This is a genomic window from Natrinema marinum (assembly GCF_024296685.1).
GTDB classification, from domain to species: domain Archaea; phylum Halobacteriota; class Halobacteria; order Halobacteriales; family Natrialbaceae; genus Natrinema; species Natrinema marinum.
The window spans coordinates 2,673,724-2,692,868 of record NZ_CP100763.1 but is presented as its reverse complement, the minus strand read 5'-3'; the positions used below and the strand labels follow the sequence as shown (position 1 = coordinate 2,692,868).

At 67.2% G+C, this 19,145-nt stretch carries 16 protein-coding genes; 10 read left to right on the top strand and 6 right to left on the bottom strand.

All coding sequences use genetic code 11. The features are described 5' to 3' along the window. Complete coding sequence (locus tag NKH51_RS13400) at positions 1-918, bottom strand: NAD+ synthase (protein ID WP_254762193.1); 918 nt, start codon at positions 916-918, stop codon at positions 1-3. 283 nt (positions 919-1,201) lie between these two features. After that, positions 1,202-1,804 (bottom strand): hypothetical protein, encoded by a 603-nt coding sequence (locus tag NKH51_RS13395; RefSeq protein WP_254762192.1) that lies wholly within the window; start codon positions 1,802-1,804, stop codon positions 1,202-1,204. Positions 1,805-1,969: 165 nt separating this feature from the next. Here NKH51_RS13395 and NKH51_RS13390 point away from each other — a divergent pair, with 165 nt between their 5' ends. From NKH51_RS13390 to NKH51_RS13375, 4 genes are all read left to right on the top strand, one after another. Further along, complete coding sequence (locus NKH51_RS13390) at positions 1,970-2,695, top strand: bacteriorhodopsin (protein WP_254762191.1); 726 nt, start codon at positions 1,970-1,972, stop codon at positions 2,693-2,695. Positions 2,696-2,910: 215 nt separating this feature from the next. Further along, positions 2,911-3,786: a bacteriorhodopsin gene (locus tag NKH51_RS13385; RefSeq protein WP_254762190.1), complete on the top strand. Its 876-nt coding sequence runs from the start codon at positions 2,911-2,913 to the stop codon at positions 3,784-3,786. A gap of 201 nt (positions 3,787-3,987) precedes the next feature. Further along, positions 3,988-4,773 carry a lycopene cyclase domain-containing protein gene (locus tag NKH51_RS13380; protein WP_254762189.1) on the top strand — a complete coding sequence of 262 codons (786 nt, stop codon included), beginning with the start codon at positions 3,988-3,990 and terminating at the stop codon, positions 4,771-4,773. Beyond that, a complete protein-coding gene (locus tag NKH51_RS13375) occupies positions 4,763-5,824 on the top strand; it encodes a Brp/Blh family beta-carotene 15,15'-dioxygenase (protein WP_254762188.1) in 1,062 nt (353 codons plus the stop codon). The genes NKH51_RS13380 and NKH51_RS13375 overlap by 11 nt, the downstream gene beginning before the upstream one ends. A gap of 60 nt (positions 5,825-5,884) precedes the next feature. Here the strand turns inward: NKH51_RS13375 and NKH51_RS13370 are convergent, their stop codons facing one another. Continuing rightward, on the bottom strand, positions 5,885-7,759 hold the full coding sequence (locus NKH51_RS13370) for a PINc/VapC family ATPase (protein WP_254762187.1): 1,875 nt from the start codon (positions 7,757-7,759) through the stop codon (positions 5,885-5,887). 155 nt (positions 7,760-7,914) lie between these two features. Between NKH51_RS13370 and NKH51_RS13365 the strand changes: the two genes are divergently transcribed. The 5 genes from NKH51_RS13365 to NKH51_RS13345 all read left to right on the top strand — a co-directional run bounded on the left by NKH51_RS13365 (position 7,915) and on the right by NKH51_RS13345 (position 13,801). Continuing rightward, positions 7,915-9,555, top strand: coding sequence for a globin-coupled sensor protein (locus tag NKH51_RS13365; protein WP_254762186.1), 1,641 nt, complete (start codon positions 7,915-7,917; stop codon positions 9,553-9,555). 121 nt (positions 9,556-9,676) lie between these two features. After that, positions 9,677-10,771, top strand: a complete 1,095-nt coding sequence (locus tag NKH51_RS13360; RefSeq protein ID WP_254765153.1) for a M20 family metallopeptidase — start codon at positions 9,677-9,679, stop codon at positions 10,769-10,771. 53 nt (positions 10,772-10,824) lie between these two features. After that, a complete protein-coding gene (locus NKH51_RS13355) occupies positions 10,825-12,354 on the top strand; it encodes a carboxypeptidase M32 (protein ID WP_254762185.1) in 1,530 nt (509 codons plus the stop codon). 93 nt (positions 12,355-12,447) lie between these two features. Then, positions 12,448-13,191, top strand: a complete 744-nt coding sequence (locus NKH51_RS13350; protein WP_254762184.1) for an SDR family oxidoreductase — start codon at positions 12,448-12,450, stop codon at positions 13,189-13,191. A gap of 103 nt (positions 13,192-13,294) precedes the next feature. Then, positions 13,295-13,801 (top strand): hypothetical protein, encoded by a 507-nt coding sequence (locus NKH51_RS13345; RefSeq protein ID WP_254762183.1) that lies wholly within the window; start codon positions 13,295-13,297, stop codon positions 13,799-13,801. A 146-nt stretch (positions 13,802-13,947) separates the two neighbouring features. Here the strand turns inward: NKH51_RS13345 and NKH51_RS13340 are convergent, their stop codons facing one another. Further along, a complete protein-coding gene (locus NKH51_RS13340; RefSeq protein ID WP_254762182.1) occupies positions 13,948-15,063 on the bottom strand; it encodes a family 43 glycosylhydrolase in 1,116 nt (371 codons plus the stop codon). 221 nt (positions 15,064-15,284) lie between these two features. Here NKH51_RS13340 and truA point away from each other — a divergent pair, with 221 nt between their 5' ends. Further along, positions 15,285-16,130: a tRNA pseudouridine(38-40) synthase TruA gene (truA, locus tag NKH51_RS13335; protein WP_254762181.1), complete on the top strand. Its 846-nt coding sequence runs from the start codon at positions 15,285-15,287 to the stop codon at positions 16,128-16,130. 27 nt (positions 16,131-16,157) lie between these two features. On the opposite strand, the gene NKH51_RS13330 is transcribed toward truA, so the two are convergent. Both NKH51_RS13330 and NKH51_RS13325 read right to left on the bottom strand, forming a co-directional pair. Beyond that, entirely contained in the window at positions 16,158-17,531 is a 1,374-nt protein-coding gene (locus tag NKH51_RS13330) for a M28 family metallopeptidase (RefSeq protein WP_254762180.1), read from the bottom strand. Between the two features lie 69 nt (positions 17,532-17,600). Then, entirely contained in the window at positions 17,601-19,001 is a 1,401-nt protein-coding gene (locus tag NKH51_RS13325) for a uracil-xanthine permease family protein (protein ID WP_254762179.1), read from the bottom strand. Between the last annotated feature and the right edge of the window lie 144 nt (positions 19,002-19,145).

Below are 19,145 nucleotides of genomic sequence, written 5' to 3'. Positions count from 1 at the left end.
TCACTCGGGTCCGTCCGCGCCGTCGCCCGAGTCGCCGTTGCCCCTGTTGGCGATCCCCGGCGTCGGCGGCAGCGACCGTTTGTGGTCGGTCCCGGCGTGCATCGAGGCGATTTCGTCGGCCGTCTCGCGGTCGATCCGCAACTCGGCGACGGCCTCGTCGATCGGCCGATCTTCTTCGACGAGCCGGTACAGCAGCGGATCGATATCGTCGTACCGCGCGCCGAGTTCGCCCGCGTCGGTCTGGGTGGCCCAAAAGCCCGCGGTCGGCTCCTTGCTGACGATCCGGCGGGGGAGCCCGATGTGTTTGGCCATCGCGCGGACCTCGGTCTTGTAGAGGTCGCCGATCGGGTAGGCATCGGCCGCGCCGTCGCCGTACTTGGTGAAGTAGCCGAGCAACACCTCCGAGCGGTTTGCGGTGCCGAGGACGAGCCGCGACCCGCGGTTCGCCGCGTAGTAGGCGGTGATCATCCGGAGGCGCGCAGTTGCGTTGCCGATCTCGTGGTTGCGCTCGTTCGGCCGGTCCGCGTCGTTCGCCGGCGACTCGAGTTCGCTCGCGACGGTCTCCTCGAAGGCCTCGAGCAGCGGTCGAAGCTGGATCTCTTCGAACTCGATGCCCATCCCCTCCGCGATCGTGCGGGCGTCGCTGACGTGGGCGGCATCGGTCATGTTACAGGGGAGGCCGAGCCCGAGGACGTTCTCGGCTCCGATGGCCTCGACTGCCAGCGCCGTCGTCAGCGTCGAGTCGATGCCGCCGCTCATCGCGACGACGACGCCGTCCGCACCCGCATCGGCGACCGTCGTCCGAATGTCGGCGACGATCCGCTCGCGGACCGCCTCGAGCGACCGGTGATCGGTGCAAAACGGTCCGCTCGTGTGACCGATACTGGAGTAGACGAACGTCTTCTTATCTACGCTCATGCGTTGGGATCACTCTTGTTCACGCTACTTCTCCAAACGATTGTCTCATATAAGAAGCTAATGCTTAAACAGCTAGTAGTCGGTGGTGTGGTTTGCACCGACATGGACGGGTCCCGATCGGTTCGGTGACCGTTCGTCCACTCTGCTGTCGCCCCGTTTCGTGGTGGAGGCGGCGTTCTACTGTCGGCAGGACCGTCTGTCACCCTAACGGGCGCGGCTTCGCTTCGCTCCTGGACGGCTTCGGGGACGAACCGGGCGGAAAAGGCGTTTCCGGCGCCGTCACTCACTCCGGGGAGAGGTATCGACCGACGGCGTAGACGCCGCAGGAACTGATCGCTGCCGCGACACCGACGATGATGACGGGTACCGACACGCCTGTCTGTCCGTAGGGATCTCGAGGCGCGGATTCGACGACGGCGGTGAACGTGTCGACGCCGGCGTGACCGACCAGGAAGAACCCGACCGTGATCAGGATCGCGAAGCCCCCGGTCGCCAGTCCGAACATCGACGCGACGTCTTCGACGTTCAACAGCGCGTGTACCTGCGACTCCGAGAGATGGTGTTCGTACCGCCGGCGCGCGATCGCGACCGCGACGAGACAGGTCGCGGTCCCCAGTTGAATACCGCCGGCGGAGACCCCGACCCAGAGGACGAGCGGCGACGACCACAGCGGATCGCCGCCCGGAAACGCCGCCTGCACCGACGACGGATAGGTCGCGACGATCGGGACGACCAGCGCGAGTGCGAACAGCAGGCCGCTCTGGTAGCGGAGTTTCTGTGGGATTCGCCGCTTGATCAACGCGTACCGCTCCACTCTGAGTCGTTCGTACGTCGATTCGCCGAGCAACGCATCTGCGATCGGGTCGTTCGGATCAGTCTGAGTCATCGTTCTGGAGGGCGCTCCGCGCTCGGGCTATCCGACCGGACACAGAGCGTCCCGAAATACGCTGCGATTTCACAGCCAACGTCAGATTTCCGGTTATACAGGGCACTCTAGAGTTTAATTTCGTTAGGCTCAACCAGTATATATTCGCTCGCCTTAGAATCGTTCATGGTCGCAACAGTAGGCGCAGAATCCGTCTGGCTGTGGATCGGCACGATCGGGATGACGCTCGGAACCCTATACTTCATCGGCCGTGGGCGCGGCGTTCGCGACCCGAAGATGCAGGAGTTCTACATCATCACGACGTTCATCACCACGATCGCCGCTGCGATGTACTTCGCGATGGCGACCGGCTTCGGCGTCACCGAAGTCGTGGTCGGGGACGAGGCGCTCACGATCTACTGGGCGCGTTACGCCGACTGGTTGTTCACGACGCCGTTGTTGCTGCTCGACCTCGCGCTGCTGGCGGGGGCGAACCGAAACACCATCGCGACGCTGATCGGCCTCGATGTCTTCATGATCGGGACCGGTGCGATCGCGGCGTTCGCGGCCACTCCCGGCACCCGGATCGCTTGGTGGGGTATCAGCACCGGCGCCCTGCTCGCCCTGCTGTACGTCCTCGTCGGGACGCTCTCCGAGAACGCGCGCGGTCGGTCCCCCGAGGTGGCGTCGCTGTTCGGGCGACTCCGCAACCTGGTCATCGCGCTGTGGCTCCTCTATCCGGTGGTCTGGATCCTCGGCACGGAGGGCACCTTCGGTATCCTCCCGCTATACTGGGAAACCGCGGCGTTCATGGTGCTCGACCTCTCGGCGAAGGTCGGCTTCGGGGTGGTCCTGCTCCGCAGCCGCACCGTCCTCGAGCGGGCCGTTTCGCCGACAGCTGCACCGGCCTGAGGACGGCACCGACTCCGACCATCGGCCTCGCGACGCTCCGGTCGCGGCCGGTCAGCGATCGATTTTGTCGACAGTTCGAACGCGAGTGACCGACGGGCGGCCATCGCGCTCGACGCGATAACGGCTCTCGAACACCGGTTCGGTCACCGCTCGTGAGTCTCCGGCTCGCGACGAACAGTCGTTTATGTGTCGCGGTGGTGAAGCGAACCGCGCTCATGCAGTCAGCCCACGCCCTCGGTTTCCGCGTCCAGAACGCCGTCCTGCAAAACGGCGCGACGGACCGGGAACTATTCGAGTACGTCTTCGGCGGTGACAACGCCCTCCTCGCGCTGTCGTTCGTCCTCAACATCGCTCTGGCCGGGCTCACGATCCTCGGGATCGCCTACCTCGGGCGGAACCTGACGGATTCCCGGTCGAAGGCGATCGCGATGGCGCTGATGTTGATCTCGATCGTTTCGATCTCGAGTTACACGGGCCTCGCGTCGGGGCTGACTCTGGGTATCGTCGAGATGCCGCCGGGTCACCCGGCTGCGGGTGCGACGACGGCCGGACAGGACGGCGTCCTGACGATGTGGGGCCGCTACCTCACGTGGACGTTCTCGACCCCGTTCATCCTGATCGCGCTCGGGATGATCGCGGGGTCGAACTGGACGAAGATCCTCACGACCTGCGCGTTCACGATCGCGATGTGCGTCACCGGTCTGGCCGCCGCGTTGACCACGTCCTCGCTGGTGCTGCGGTGGTGGTGGTTCTTCCTGGGGTCGATTTTCTTCCTCGTGATCGTCTACGTCATCCTCGTCGACTGGACAGCGGAAGCGCGGACCACCGGCACCGCCGACCTGTTCGGAACGCTGAAACTGCTCACCGTCGTCGGCTGGTTCGGCTACCCGATCCTCTGGGCCCTCGGCGTCGAAGGGTTCGCCGTCCTGAGCGTCACCGTCACTTCCTGGGGGTACAGCGTCCTCGACATCATCACGAAGTACGTCGTGACGTTCGTCGCCATGCGCTACATCGCCGCCGAACCCGACGCGATCACCGGCGGGGCGGACTACGGCGCCAGCACGCCCGGTCCCGTCCCAGGCGACGACTGATCGAACCGGTCCGCGATCGATCCGCGGTCGGCGAGAGGGTTCCGCCCGGACCGCCGCTCTTCGCCGGCTTCGACCGGTCCGATCGACCGTCTCCAGTGCCCCTAACCAGTATGGACACGCCGCTATTGGGCTCCCGGTCGTATCTCCGCTCGCGGAGGTATCGTTTCCCCCGGGGCACCGACGGCCACCGCCGACCCGCTCATGACCATCCCGATCACGTACCTCGGAATCCACGTCGCCTTCCTGCTGCCGCCAATCCTGATTCTGTGGTCGCTTGCGGTCCGGCGCGACCGCGTCTGGTTGGGCCTTCGCCCCCTCTCGGGCCTCGGCATCGTGATCCTCCTCGCGGTCGCCTACACGACGCCGTTTACGAACCACCTCATTCCCGCCGGCGTCTGGTGGTACGGGGACGGAGCAGTGCTCGCGACCGTCTGGCACACGCCGATCGAGGAGTACCTCTTCTTCGTCCTCCAGCCGATCCTGACCGCGCTCTGGCTGTTTCAGGTGCGACCGGCCGCCGACCGGCCGCTGACGCTCCCCCGCCGACACCGGCTGCTCGGCGTCGCCGGCGGGCTGGCGGTCGCCGTCGTCGGCCTGCTGCTACTGTTCGGCGATCTCTCCACGTACTACCTGGGCTGGCTGTTCCTCTGGGCCGGGCCGGTCCTCGCCGTTCAGTGGGGGTTCGGATCGACGTACCTGTGGACGGTCCGCAGGTCGCTGCTGGTCGCGATCGCCGTCCCGACGCTGTATCTCTGGCTCGTCGACCGGATCGCGATCGAACTCGGCGTCTGGGTCATCTCCGACGCGCACACCACGGGGTACGCGCTCCTCGGACTTCCCATCGAAGAGGCGCTGTTCTTCCTCGTGACCAACCTCTTCGTCGTTCAAGGACTCGTCCTGTACGTCTGGGTGCTCGAGCGATTCGACGGACTGCCGGAACGGACGGGCGAGTCCCGGCAGTTGGCGACGAGTTCCGATGAGTGGTGACGCGATCGACGGGCGCGCCGACGTGCGAGCGGGGTCCAAGCGCCGATCGCGGGCCGCGCGGTTGAGCCTTGGCGTCGGCTCGCTGCTCGCCGTCGCCGCCGTGGCGACGATCGCGTTCGGGTCGCCGCCGCTCGTCTACCAGTACGTGCCGTTGGCGGTCAGCGTCGTCGTTCTCGGCCTTCCCCACGGCGCCGTCGACCACCTCGTGTTACCGCGGGTCCGAGACGACCCGGTGACTCCGCGGTCGCTTGCCGCCGTCGGCGTCCTCTATCTGCTCCTCGGGGGCGCGTACGCCGTCGTCTGGGTTCTCGCGCCCGCCGCTGCGTTCGTCTCGTTCGTCCTCGTCACGCTCGTCCACTGGGGACAGGGCGATGTCTACGCGCTCCTCGCGTTCGTCGGCGCCGACCACCTCGAGACGCGAGCCAGCCGGCTGCTCGCCCTCCTCGTCAGGGGCGGTATCCCGATGCTCGTCCCGCTGGTCGCCTTCCCATCGCAGTACGCGTTCGTCGCCGAGACGCTCGTCGGGCTGTTCGACGCCGACGCGGCGACCGCGCTCGAGCCGATCTTCACACCGGCGGTCCGGGCGGCCGTGACGTTCGGGTTCGGGTCCCTGATCGCGCTTTCGCTTCTCCTCGGGGTCCGTCGAACGAGCCCCGGTGAGCGGTGGCCGTGGTTCGTCGACGCCGCGGAGACGATCGGCCTCGTCTGCTACTTCGCCGTCGTGCCGCCGATCCTCGCGATCGGGCTCTACTTCTGTTGCTGGCACTCGCTCCGACACGTCCTCAGAACGATGCTCGTGGATCCCGTCGCCGGCGCGGCCCTCGAGCGCGGCGCGATTCGGATCGCATTTCGTCGCTTCGCCCGCGACGCGGCACCGCTGACCATCGCCGCGCTGGCCGTCCTCGCCGGTATCTGGTTCGCCGTCCCACGGACGCCTGCGACCGTCCCCGCCGTTCTCGCCGTGTATCTGGTCGCGATCGCCGTGTTGACGCTCCCGCACGTCGTCGTGGTTTCGCTGCTCGATCGAGAAGAAGGAATGTGGTCGGTCTGAGCCGCTCGCGTCAGACACTAAAAACCGCTCACTCTCTCCGTTCGTTTGCGGTTCGTGCGCTTATGACGGAACGATCGTGATCGGATCCTTCCGATCGATCGCTCGCTCGAGTTCCTCCGCGATCGCGCTGCCGCGCGACACCTGGATCTCGCCGCCGCGGCTCACCGTCGCGGTGAAGAGGTAGTCGCCGGCAGCCTGCACCTCGACGGTCTCGCCGTGGTTGCCGTCGACGGGGATGACGATGTGTCTCGAGGTGATCTCGGGCTGGACCATCTGACCGGCCTGCGACGCACTGCCGCCGTCGGCGTTCGCGCCGCCGCCGGCAGCGCCGCCCGCGCCGTAGTTGGGGTTCTCGTCGTGGGTGCGGACGTCGATGTTGATCCCCAGACGGTTCTCGACGTCGGTGATCCGGCCGCCGCCCTTGCCGATGACGCTCGAGATGTCGTCTTCTTCGACGTAGACGACGGCTTTGTCCTGGCTCTTGAGTTCGACGTCGACGTAGCCCCGCGCGATCGAGCGGATCTCGCGTTCGATCTCCTGTTTGGCGATGCGGTCGACGCCGGACTCGCTGCCGGGGCCGCCCTCCTCGTCTTTGAGCGGGACGGTGACGACCTGGCGGTTGAAGGTGTAGATCTCGTACTCGGGCTCGCCGGTCTGGAAGTTCGTCACCTGAATGACGGGGCGGGCGAGGTCTTCCTCGGTGAGGCCGGCGGGCACCTTGACCTCCGTTTTCACGTCGTAGACGGTCTCGACCTCGCCGGCCTCGATGTAGACGACGGTGTCGACGACCTGGGGGATCATCCCGAGTTCGACGCGGCCGACGAGCCGCTGGAGCGAGTCGATTGGCCGGGTCGCGTGAACGACGCCGATCATGCCGACGCCGGCCAGCCGCATGTCCGAGAACACCTCGAAATCGTCCGTCTTGCGGACCTCGTCGTAGATGGTGTAATCGGGCCGGACCATCAGCAGGGCGTCGGCGGTCTTCGCCATCTGGCCGCCCAGTTCCGTGTACTGGGTGATGTCGGGGCCGACCTGCAAGTCGCGAGGCTTCTCCATCGTCTTGACCGAGTAGTCGTGGTCTGCGATATAGCGGGCGACCGCCTGCGCGAACGTCGATTTCCCCGCGCCGGGCGCGCCGGAGATGAGGACGCCGCGCTGGCGCTCGAGCAGCCGCTCTTTCAACTCGTCGGCGTGCTCGTAGTCTTCGATGTCGGTCTGGGCGATCGGGCGGACGGCCGTGATCTCGATGCCGTCGGAAAAGGGCGGCCGACCGATCGCGATCCGGTAGTCCCGGAACTGGACGATCTTCATCCCCGGTTCCGAAAGCTCGATGAAACCGTCCGGGGCTTCCTTCGCGCCGTCGACGACCTCGCGGGCGTACTCGTCCATCGTCGCCTCGTCGAGTGGCTCCTCGGCGATCGATTCGTAGCGCATTGCATCGAGTTCGCCGCGCTTGGCCTTCGGGACGGCGTCGGTCTTCAGGTGGACGCTCATCGTCTGGTCGTCGAAGAACTCCTCGATCGCGAGCGTGCCGACCCGCCGAACCTCAGGGGAGACGTGCTCTACGTCCAGCCCCTTCGCTTTCGCGACCTCGGCTTGCACGATGTCGCTCGTGACGAAGGTCGCGTCGAGGTCCTCCGCGAGGTCCCGAATCAGGGCGTCGATCTCGCCCTCGGAGGCGTGGCCCCGCTCGATGGCGTTGGGCCGCTCGCCGACGTACTCGAGGTCGATGGTGCCGTCGTCGGCCAGATCGGCCAGCCGCTGGAGTTCCTCGAGTCCGTCCCAGCCGCTGTCGATCCCGTCGTTGGCCTGCGCCTCGAGTTCCGCGACGACCGCCTCGGGGACGCAGATCGTCGCTCCCTCGAACTGCCCGTCTTCGATAGTCGCCGAGACGCGGCCGTCGATGACCACGCTCGTGTCCGGCACGACGTTCATACGTAAACTGGTCGTCGTACGCCCATAAGGGTGTCCACAGCAAATCCGCGGGTCGCGCTCTCACGTCCCATACACCGACGCCGGGCCTCGATCCTCGTTCCTACCCGCTGGGAACACTCACAGAAAAGTAAACGACTGGCCGAACACGTTCTCACATGCAACCAGCAGAGACGTTCGGTCGCGGGGGACTCAACGGCTTTCTCGATGTCGACGAACTCGTCGATCGGATCGGGCTCGATGACGCCGAGATCGCCTGGCGAAAGGAGTTCATCGGGTTCGACGCGGACGACGAACGGCGGCTATCGGAACTCGAGCCGCTGTTGCGCGACAATCGCGAGGAGATTGCCGACGACTTCTACGAGAACGTGCTGCGCTACGAGGGGACGCGGGAGGTCGTCGACCGCTCCCCGAAGGGAGTCGACGCCCTCAAGCAGACCCAGCAGGCGTACCTCGTTTCGCTGGCAACGGGCGACTACGACCGATCCTATTTCCAGAACCGGGCCCGGATCGGGAAGCTCCACGAACTGCTGGACATGCCGCTGAAACACTACGTCGGACAGTACGGCGTCTACTACGATCTCATCCTCTCGAGGCTCAACGAGCGGGTGCAGGATCGAGTCGTCGACGCCATCGAGGAGTGGGCCGAGGAGCGCGAGGCCCAACGGGAGGGGAGCGGCCTCGAGCGGTTCGTCGGCGCGCTGGGACTCGGCGACGAGGACGACGGGGCGGACGGGCTCGAGGACTCCTTCGAGGAGGCGGTCAGGGGAGCCATCGACGACGGCATGATGGACGTGCTCTCGCTGCTGCGGATCATCAACCTCGACCTGCAGATCGCGACTGACACGTACGTCGACTCCTACGCCCAGCGACTCGAGGAGTCGATCGAGCGTCGGGAGCGACTCGCGCGCGAGGTCGAACGCGACGTGCAACAGCCGATCACGGACCTCTACGACTCGAGTCAGGTGGTCGCGCGCCGTGCGGAGGCGATCAGCGATCACACGGAATCGCAGGCGGCCGGCGTCACGAGAGCCGCGAACGAGCTCAACGAGGTCAGCGCCGCGGTCGAGGAGGTCGCGAGCGTCGCCGACGAGGTCCGCGAGGAGAGCGACCGGACCGAACGGCTGGCCGCCGACGGCGTCGATGCGGCCGACGACGCCTTGGACGAACTCGAGGCGATCGAGGACGCGACCGACCGCGTCGCTGAGGCCGTCGACGCGCTCGCCGAGCGGACCGACGAGATCGACGAGGTGGTCGAGCGACTCGACGATCTGGCCGAGCGGACGACGGTGCTGGCGGCCAACGCGAAGATCGAGTCCTCGCGAGGTGACGCTGGCGGTGAGACGATGGGCGTCATCGCGAGCGAAGTCCGTTCGTTCGCCGAGCAGACGAAATCGGACCTCTCGGAGATCGAGTCCGCCGTCGAAGCGGTCCGTGAGGAGGCCGCGGCGACGGTCGAGACGACCGAGGAGACGGTCGCCCGCGTCGATGCCGGCACCGATCGCGTCCGCGAGACGGTCGACTCGCTCGAGGCGATCCACGAATCGGCCGAGGAGACCGCGGCCGGCATGGAGGACGTGGCCGCTGCGGCCGACCAGCAGGCCCGCGGCGTCGAGGTGGCCGCGGAGACGCTCGAGGACCTCTCGAACTCGGCCGATCAGGTCGCCAGCGCGGCGGAGTCGGTGGCGGCGGCCAGCGAGCAGCAGACGGCCAGCCTGCGCGAGGTGCGCGACTCGGTCGCGCGGCTCACCGACGACGAATCCGACGCGGAGCCGCCGGTCTACGAGCGGGTGGAGTGAGTCGGGGCGCTGTCGCGCGATGAACGCGGGTACAGCCGTCGCTCGAGGAGGGTCGTTCGACCGCCCGACGGTGATCTCCCCTTCCGGTGGACTGAACACGCCGGCCGTCGAGACGCTTGCTATGACTCTCGTCGCCCTCACTCGCGACCTCGTCTCGATTCCGAGCTACGAGGACGAGACCGCCGCCGGCGACTTCATAGCGGAATGGCTGCGCAGCGAGACCGATGCCGACGTGCAACGGGACGACGCCGGCAACGTAATCGCCCGAAGGGGGGCGGGCGGCGACTCGCTCGCGCTGGTCGGCCACCACGACGTCGTCGAGCCAGCCGAGTCGCAGGTCGCCAGCGCGGACGGAGACGGCGCGACCGAATACGCCGTCGAGGAACGAGACGGCCGACTCTACGGTCGCGGGACGGCTGACATGAAGGGCGCGGTCGCCGCCGCCCTGCTGGCCTTCCGGGAGGCCGATCCCACGGGCGAACTCGTCTTCGCGAGCTTCGTCGGCGAGGAGACTGGCGGCGTCGGTTCTCAGTACGCGATCGACGAGGGGTTCGCCCCCGATTACGCCGTCGTTGGCGAGGGCTCGACGAACTACTCCGGTCCGAACGTCACCGACGTGGCCGTCGCCCACAAGGGTCGGCGCGGGAGCACGATCACCGCCCGCGGGACCGCGGCCCACGCTAGCGAGGCCGACGCCGGCGAGAACGCTATCTACCGGGCAACCGCGGCCATCGACCGCGTGCGCGACCTCGAGCTCCCGTCGGTCGACGTGGCCGGCGAGACGCTCGACGGTCGGCTCACCGTCACGGAGATCGAAGGTGGCTCCGCCTGGAACGTCGTCCCCGCCCGCTGTGCGTTCACGATCGACGAACGGACGGTGCCGGGCGAGCGCGCCGCCCTCGAGACGGTCGCCGAACTCGAGGGGATCGAGTGGACCGTCGACCAGGACTGGCCGCCGATGGAGTGTACGGACGAGGCGTTCGCCGAGACCGTGCTCGCGGCCGCCGCCGATTCGCAGGACGTCGATCCGGAACTCGTGACGAAACCCCACGCGACCGACGCGGGCTGGCTCGCCGCGGCCGGCACGGAGTGTGTCGTCGTCGGCCCTTCGGAGCCCGGCGAGGCCCACACCGACGACGAGAGCGTCTCGATCGCCGCCCTCGAGCGCTGCCGGGAGACCTACCGGCTGGTCGCGGAGACGTGGCCGGCGCGGTGACGCCGGTTCCTCGACCACGACGTTGATACCGTTTCCGAGCGAACGGTACGCCCATGGCGACCGATCAGGCCCCCGGTGACGCCGCGGCCGACACCTACGAGCAGTTCGAACGGCGCGTCAAACGCATCTCGAACGTCGGCAACGCCGCCGGCGTCCTCCAGTGGGATCAGGAGGTCGTGATGCCCGACGAGGGGACCCCGGCCCGCGCACAGCAGCTCTCGACGCTGTCCTCGCTCAGCCACGAGCTGTTGACCGACGACGAGACCGGCGAGTTGCTCGAGCGACTGGAAGGCGAGAACTTGGCCGACGAGCAAGCGGCGGTCGTCCGCGAAGTCCGCCGGAAGTACGACCGCGAGACGAGCGTTCCCCAGGAGTTAGTCGAGGAGATCTCCGCGACGGCCTCGAACGCCCACCCCACGTGGAAGCAGGCCCGCGAGGAGGACGACTTCGAGCAGTTCGCGCCGACCTTGGAGAAGCTGGTGGAACTCAAACGCGAGTACGCCGAGCACATCGACCCCGACGCCGATCCCTACGCGGTGCTCTTTGCGGACTACGAGCCGTACATCGACCTCGAGACCGCCGAACGAGTCCTCGAGCGCCTGCGCGAGGAACTCGTTCCGCTGATCGACGCCGTTCAGGAGAGCGACGCCGACCTCGAGACGGACGCCTTCGCGGGCGAGTTCGACGACGACGATCAGGAAGCTCTCGCGCGCGACGTGCTGGATTCGCTGGGCTACGACTGGGGCCGCGGCCGGCTCGACACCGCGCCACATCCCTTCTCCTCGGGGACGCAATTCGACGCGCGCGTGACGACTCGGTTCGAGGAAGACGACCTGTTGGGGTCGATCACCTCCACGATTCACGAGTTCGGCCACGCCAACTACACGCTGGGGCTCCCCGACGAGGGCTACGGCACGCCGCTGGGCGAGGCCCGCGATCTCTCGGTCCACGAGTCCCAGTCGCGACTCTGGGAGAACCACGTCGGTCGCTCGCGTCCCTTCTGGGAGCACTTCCTCCCGATCGCCCGCGAGCGGTTCCCCGAACTCGAGGACGTATCGCCCGAAGAGGCCTACGAAGCCGCCAATCAGGTCCACGACGACAACCTGATCCGGGTCGAGGCCGACGAGCTCACCTACCACCTCCACATCGTGATCCGCTTCGAGATCGAGCGCGATCTGATCCGGGGCGACCTCGAGGTCTCGGAGGTGCCCGAGGTCTGGAACGACAAGTACGAGGAGTATCTCGGCGTGCGCCCGGAGACCGACGCCGAAGGCTGCCTGCAGGACATCCACTGGTCCCACGGCGACTTCGGCTACTTCTCGACGTACTCGCTGGGGTCCGTGCTCGCCGCACAGCTGTACGCCGCCGCCGAAGCTGATCGCGGCGAGTTCGACGAGCAGATCCGAGAGGGCGAGTTCGACGAACTCAACGGCTGGCTCCGCGAGAACGTCCACCGACACGGCAAGCGCTACGTCACGCCCGACCTGATCGAGCGGGCGACCGGTGAGGACCTGACCGCCGACCACTTCCTCGCGTACGTCACCGAGAAGTACGGCGAGCTGTACGACCTCGAGGACTACTGAGGCGCTCCCGTTCCGTCCCCCCCACGCGCGATTCGTCGGCCTCGTCCTCCGCGACCCTCGATTTTAGGGCACTGCCCGTCTAGCCGTCGACCGATGACGAACTCACTCGAGCGAAAAACGGCGATCGTGACGGGCGCGAGTACCGGCATCGGCGCGGCGACCTGTCGCGAACTCGCGGCCGCGGGCGCGAACGTCGTCCTCGCGGCCCGCAGCGAGGATCGGCTCGCCGAGATCGCGGACGACCTCGAGGCGACCCACGATGTCGAGACGCTCGTCGAACCGACGAACGTCCGCGAGGAGGACGCGGTCGACGCGCTCCTCGAGGCGACCGTCGACGAGTTCGGCGGGATCGACGTGCTGGTGAACAACGCGGGGCTGGCCCGCGGCGGAGACGTCGAGTCGCTGTCGACCGACGACTACGAGACGATGCAGGAGACCAACGTCGACGGCGTCTTCTACGCGACGCGGGCGGCGATTCCCTCTCTCCGCGAGCGCGACGGCCACGCGATCTTCGTCGCCAGTTTCGCGGGTCGGCATCCGCGGCCATCCAACCCGGTCTACGCCGCCACGAAGTGGTGGGTCCGGGGCTTCGCCAAGAGCCTCGCGGCGCAGGTCGGCGACGACGATATCGGCATCACGATCGTCAACCCCGCGGAAGTCCGCTCCGAGTTCGGAGCGGCCTACGGCGAGAGTTTCTCCGAGCGGTTCGACGAAGGCGAGGTCACCGAACCCGAGGAGGTCGCGCAAGCGATCCGCTTCGCCGCGAGCCGCGGGGGCTCGAGCATCAGCGAACTCGATATCAACCGCCGGGACAAGTTCACCGACACCTTCCACTGATGGCGGCGACGGGACGCGGACGACGGACCCGGCCCCGGCCCCTATAAAACGAGGCTGGAAGTGCCGGGTGGGGACTCACCCGTCCGCACCGTCTCTCACGGGTATGCGAGTCTCCATTCCGCGCGTTCCCGGTGTCTACTTCGATACCGACGGCGAGTCGACGGCCAAAACCATCGCGCTGAGCGCCGCCGGCCGACGAGCGCCGAAACCGCAGGGCTACGCCCTCCAGATCCTCCCGTACCTCTGGTCGTTCGACGTCGACCTCCGGGAGGTACCGACCGAGCACCCGCTCCAGTACCTCCACCCCGAGGGCGCACAGAGCGTAGGCGAACTCCCATCTCGGCGAGGCGTCCGCGATGCCGGCACCGAACTCGAGTCCGTCCTGCGGTTCGTCTGGTCGGTCAACCAGCAAGTGGAGTCGGCGACCGGCCGGCTACTCGGCATGGCCGACGGCGAGGACGGTGTCACCATCGAGATCCAGGACGGGGCCATCAGCGCCGACGGATCGGCGCTCGAGACCGACGCGTTCGATCTCGACGAACCCGGAACCGACGATATCGGCGCTCACGACCCCGACAGCGACCGGTTCGACCCCGACGACCAACTGTAGGTCGCCCGCAATAGCTCCTGGAATCGACCCGCCTGCGACAACGGGTTCGCGAGCGGGGTGAACCGGTGGATCGCGGGTGAGGGCAGAGACTAGCGAACGCTGGGCGACGATACCGCGTCCGCCGTCAGCGAGTTGCTATCGTCCTATTAGAACAGATCGAACGGCCAATCGCCGCTTCCGGTATCGTCGTCGTCAGAGGTGTCGCAATCGTAGCTGCCGCTGCCCGGCAGCGGGCTCTGTGTGCTCGGCGTCCCATCGCAGGCGACGACCGGCCAGCCGTCTTCCCACTGAATCCGATCGATCATCATCGTTCGATCTTCCCGGTCGGCCGTGGCCTCGACGTGGTAGAGCATCCACCAGTCGCCGTTCTCGTCCTGAATCGCAGTGTTGTGACCAGGACCGATGAACTCGTTCGTCCCCTCGAGGATCGCCACGCCGCTGCGGTGTTCGTTCAGGTCGCGCAGATCGGTCCCGTTCTCGTTGTGGTAGGGGCCGAAGAACGACTCGGAGCGGCCGACTTCGACCTCGTAGGTGCTGTCGGAGCCCTCACAGCAGTGGCCAGTCGAGTAAAACAGGTAGTAGTAGCCGTTCTCTCGGACGATCATCCCGCCCTCGCGTTTGTCGCCGGCCAGGTGGAACGTCGTCCCCGGAACGTAATCCGTCCCGTCGCTCGTGAGTTCGACGCCGTGGATCCCGTACCAACTCCCCCACACGAGATACGGCGTGCCGTCGACGACGCGGAACTCCGAGTCGATAGCGTTGGTCATTCCGAGGTCTTCGGCCCTGAACACCGGCCCCTGGTCCTCGAACGGACCGTCCGGCGAGTCGGCGGTCGCGAGGCCGATTCCGGGGTTGTTCTGACTCCCCCACGTCGAGTAGGAGTAGTAGAGGTAGTACTGGCCGTTGTAGTAGTTGATATCGGGTGCCCACACGCCGGCGTCAGGATTGTTGCGCCAGTCGGGGTAGCTGTCGAGTGCCGAATCGATGTACGTCCAGTCCACCAGATCGTCCGAGGTCGCTATCGGAACGATGTCGTTCGGCGTTTCGGTCCCGTACGCGTAGTACGTGCCGTCGTCGGCCTGGATCGCGGTCACGTCACCGAATCCGACCGGGCCGACCGGATTGTGGTAGTGGTTCCAACTGGCGTCGGCGTTCGCGGACCCGCTCGCCGCAACCGCGCCCGTCGTCGCGAGTGCGCCGGTGCCGATCGATTTCAGGACGCTTCGTCGCTTCGTGTCTCTGTGGTCGTGAGTATCGAACACGCTGGCGCATCAGACTCGTCCCACCGATAATAGTTCAATTCTACTCATCTGAGTCTACATAAATCCTGTCGGGTCCGGGCGCTCTCGTCCGGATCACTTCGTCCAGTTTTTTCGCTTCGTTCTACGAACCGCTCGCCGGTCGGCGGCTCGAGCAGCGGCGCGAGCCGTCGTCACAGCGAACGGTATAACACACTCGCCGCGCTGGGTCGACTCGAGAACCAATGTCATTGCGCGCGTTCCGGATCGCCTACGACGGGACTAGTTATCACGGCTTCCAGCGCCAGCCTGACGTCCCCACCGTCGAGGACGCCGTCTTCGACGCACTCCGCACGCTCGAGGTCCTCGAGCCCGACGCCGACAAACCGGCGGGCTACGCCGCTGCCGGCCGGACCGACGCGGGCGTCTCTGCGATCGCTCAGACGATCGCTCTCGAGGCCCCCGACTGGCTCACGCCGCGGGCGCTGAACGGCGACCTCCCCGCCGACGTTCGAGCCTGGGCGGCCGCCGACGCGCCCGAAGGGTTCCACGCGACTCACCACGCGAGCCGCCGTATCTATACCTATCACCTGTACGCGCCCACGGAAGCGGTGTCTGGATCGAGACGCGCCGCGCCGGTCATCGACGATGACCGATTTCGCGCGGCCTGCGAGGCGCTCTCCGGTACCCACGACTTCCACAACCTGACGCCGGACGATCACAACACCGAGCGCGCGCCGTCGCTCGAGGTCCGCCGCGACGACGATTACCTCGTCCTCACGGTCAGCGCGGGCGGGTTCGCCCGCGAACTCGTCCGCCGACTGGTGTCGCTCGCTCGCGCCATCGGAGCCGGCGACGAACCGCTCGCAAAGATCGACCGCGTCTTCGAGCCGGAACCGCTGCCCGGTCACGAGGGAATCGCGCCCGCCCCGCCGGAGCCGCTGGTGCTGACCGACGTGCGCTATCCCGATCTCGCGTTCGAGATCGACGAGGACGCGGCCGACAGCGCTCGAGCCGTCTTCGAGCGACGGCGGATCGACCGGACGACGGGCGCGCGGGTGGCCGAGCAGGTGGCCAATGGAATGCGGTGAGGGAGTCAGTCGACCGATCGGTTCGACTCACGACCACGGCTCGGGCCAGATGTCCGCCGCGCGCATGCCGGGTTCGTACTCCTGCGCTCGCAACTGCTCGCGGAGCTCGTCCTCGTCGACGCGGGGCATGTCCCGCGTCGCGAGCTCGCGGACGCACAGCGCCGTCAGTATCGCGTGCTCTCGGAGGGTTCGCGGGTCGACCTTGTCGCGGGTGTCGGCAGCCGTGTGCCCCCAGCCCCGACCGCGCTCGCCGCCCTCGGGCGGTTCGCTGTGGAGTTGCAGCGCCGGCACCCCCGCTCGAAGGAACGGCCAGTGGTCGCTGAACGGATGCGGATCGGGCTCGTGGACGACCGGTTGGCCGGCGGCGTCGGTCACGTCCTCGGCGAGCGTCTCGAGCGCTGTCGAACCGTGCGAAAACGCCCGCAGATTCCGGTGGCGGCCCGCCCCGTCGACGTTGACGACCGCGCGGACGGACTCGAGGTCGAGTTCGTCGGCCAGCGCCTCGGCCCCGAGCAGGCCGAGTTCCTCACAGCCGACGCCGACGATACGAACCCGACACTCGAGGGCGTCCTCGATCGCCGCGAGGATCGCCGTCGCGCCGGTGACGGTGGCGATCCCGCAGCCGTTGTCAAGCGCTCCCTCGCCGATATCGTGGGCGTCGTAGTGGGCGAGGACGAGCACTTCCTCGTCCGTCTCCGGTCCGAGTCTGCCACAGACGTTCCGACTCGAGCCACTCCGCGTCGTCGCGTCGACGCGGAGCCGCGCTTTGGCCCCGCGCTCGGCGTACTCCGCGAGCCAGTCGCGCGTTTCGGCGCTGACGCCGACGCCCGGCACGGCGGCCTCGGCGTCGAACTGCAGCGCGCCCGTCGGCGGCAGTTGACCGGGAACGTGGTTGCCGAAGACGAACGCCGCCGCGCCCGCCGCGACCGCGTGGCCGAACTTCTCCAGTCGGTGGACGAACCGCTGCTCGGGCGGCGTCGTCGTGCTCGCGACGGCGATCGCGCCCTGCAGGTCGACTGCGTCGATCTCCTCGGGGGTGCCGTGCCCGATGTCCACCAGCGGTCCCTCGATGTCCCCAGCCGGCGAGTACGGCAGCGCGACCGCCTCGAACGAACGGCCGTTCGCGTCCCCGCTCTCGAGGACCGCGAACTCGGTCGCGCCGCGTGTCCAGTGTTGCATGGGAAACTCGTCGAGTCGAACGTTTTCGAGTCCCGCCTCGCTCAGTGCCTCGCGGACGATCCCGGCGGCCCGTCGTTCGCCACTCGAGCCGCCGAGCCGGTGGGGGAGTTCGGTCAGGCGGGTCAGTAGTTCCCAGGGTCGATCGTCGGTCCACGCGCGACCGATCACACGCTCGAGCGTCGGCGAATTAGCGAAACCGGTCTCTCGGTCGCCGTCGTCCATACCGTCGGTTCTCCATCGAGCGGGAAAAAAGCGGGCCAGGGGCTCCCCGGCCGTCCGCGCCGAACCGAATCAGTCGTCGCTGGGTTCGACGGGCGCGGACTCCGCAGCCGAGTCCGACTCGACGGACGGTGCGTCGAACAGCGGGCTCTCCGTGCCGGGAACGAACGTGTTGAGGACCAGCGCCGAGAGCGCGGTCACGATGACCGACTGTCCGAAGAACAGCTCCGCACCGCTCGGGAGTCCCGCCAGCGCCTCGGGCGTCGTCGTGACGCCGAGCCCGAGGCCGAGCGAGACGGCGACGATGACCGTGTTCCGACGATCGAGCTCGACGTGCGTGACGATCAGCCGGAACCCACTTGCGGCGACCATCCCGGCCATCAGCAGGACGGCCCCCCCGAAGACCGCGCTGGGGATCGTCGTCACGGCGGCGCCGACCTTCGGGCTCAGTCCGAGGACGGCGAGGAAGACGCCGCCGATGCCGACGACGTGCCGGCTCATCACGCCGGTGAAATTGACGATGCCGACGTTCTGGGAGAACGACGTGATCGGGAACGCACTGAAGACGGCGCCGATCGAACTCAGCAGCCCGTCGTTGAACAGCCCGCCGCGGAACTCCTCGTTCGTCGGGTTGCGCCCCTCGGCGGCCGTGACGCCGGACATGTCGCCGACGGTCTCCATCGAGGAGACGAGAAAGAGGACGGCGAACGTGGCGATCGCGATCGGCTCGAACTCGAAGCCGAAGCGCGTCGGCGACGGGAGCGCGATCCACGCGGCGCTCCCGACACTCGAGAAGTCGACGAGCTCGAGGCCGGTCGCGAACGTGAGGGCGATGGCGGCCGCGTAGCCGACGACGATCGCAAACAGCACGGACAACAGTCGCGTGACGCCGCGCGTGAACATGTTGAGACCGACGGCGATCGCCAGCACGAGCGCGGCGAGTCCGATGTGGTGTGTGGCACCGAAGTCCGACGCGCCGACCCCGCCGGCGGCATAGTCCATCGCGACCGGAACGAGGTAGAGACCGATGATGACGACGACGAGGCCAGTCACCAGCGGCGGGAAGAAGGGTTTGATACGTTTGAACTGCCAGCCGATCAGCCCCTCGACGACGAAGCCGGTCACGAGGATCGCACCGAAGACGGCGGCCAACCCGAAGCTCGCGCCGATATCGATCGTCGCACCGACGAAGGTAAAACTCGAGCCCATGACAATCGGCAGCCGCGCGCCGACTGGGCCGACGGTGTACGCCTGGACCATCGTTGCCAGTCCGGAAAACAGCAGGACCATCTGGACGAGATAGGCCGCGTCGGCCTCGACGCCGACCCCGTTCGCGACGACGTACGCCACCGCCGTCGCCGGCACGATCATGACCGCGACGTGTTGCAAGCCCAGCAGGATCGATTTCGGTAACGGCGGTTTTTCGTCGACGCCGTATTCGATTTGAATGCCCCCGTCAGTTTCGTTCGACATACTATACCCTCCCCGTAGCGAATCGATGTACAAAAAATCTCGTATATGCGCTCATCGAGCGGTCGACTGGGGCCGACTATATCCACGGTTGTGCATAGGGGTGCGTTAGCACCGATGCGGATCCGTCGCTACCCACTGCTCTTT

What these genes read in the sequence shown, in the direction of transcription:
- NKH51_RS13400 (WP_254762193.1), bottom strand. Translation starts at nt 918, where the DNA reads ATGAGCGTAGATAAGAAGACGTTCGTCTACTCCAGTATCGGTCACACG.
- NKH51_RS13395 (WP_254762192.1), bottom strand. Translation starts at nt 1,804, where the DNA reads ATGACTCAGACTGATCCGAACGACCCGATCGCAGATGCGTTGCTCGGC.
- NKH51_RS13390 (WP_254762191.1), top strand. Translation starts at nt 1,970, where the DNA reads ATGGTCGCAACAGTAGGCGCAGAATCCGTCTGGCTGTGGATCGGCACG.
- NKH51_RS13385 (WP_254762190.1), top strand. Translation starts at nt 2,911, where the DNA reads ATGCAGTCAGCCCACGCCCTCGGTTTCCGCGTCCAGAACGCCGTCCTG.
- NKH51_RS13380 (WP_254762189.1), top strand. Translation starts at nt 3,988, where the DNA reads ATGACCATCCCGATCACGTACCTCGGAATCCACGTCGCCTTCCTGCTG.
- NKH51_RS13375 (WP_254762188.1), top strand. Translation starts at nt 4,763, where the DNA reads ATGAGTGGTGACGCGATCGACGGGCGCGCCGACGTGCGAGCGGGGTCC.
- NKH51_RS13370 (WP_254762187.1), bottom strand. Translation starts at nt 7,759, where the DNA reads ATGAACGTCGTGCCGGACACGAGCGTGGTCATCGACGGCCGCGTCTCG.
- NKH51_RS13365 (WP_254762186.1), top strand. Translation starts at nt 7,915, where the DNA reads ATGCAACCAGCAGAGACGTTCGGTCGCGGGGGACTCAACGGCTTTCTC.
- NKH51_RS13360 (WP_254765153.1), top strand. Translation starts at nt 9,677, where the DNA reads ATGACTCTCGTCGCCCTCACTCGCGACCTCGTCTCGATTCCGAGCTAC.
- NKH51_RS13355 (WP_254762185.1), top strand. Translation starts at nt 10,825, where the DNA reads ATGGCGACCGATCAGGCCCCCGGTGACGCCGCGGCCGACACCTACGAG.
- NKH51_RS13350 (WP_254762184.1), top strand. Translation starts at nt 12,448, where the DNA reads ATGACGAACTCACTCGAGCGAAAAACGGCGATCGTGACGGGCGCGAGT.
- NKH51_RS13345 (WP_254762183.1), top strand. Translation starts at nt 13,295, where the DNA reads ATGCGAGTCTCCATTCCGCGCGTTCCCGGTGTCTACTTCGATACCGAC.
- truA (WP_254762181.1), top strand. Translation starts at nt 15,285, where the DNA reads ATGTCATTGCGCGCGTTCCGGATCGCCTACGACGGGACTAGTTATCAC.
- NKH51_RS13330 (WP_254762180.1), bottom strand. Translation starts at nt 17,531, where the DNA reads ATGGACGACGGCGACCGAGAGACCGGTTTCGCTAATTCGCCGACGCTC.
- NKH51_RS13325 (WP_254762179.1), bottom strand. Translation starts at nt 19,001, where the DNA reads ATGTCGAACGAAACTGACGGGGGCATTCAAATCGAATACGGCGTCGAC.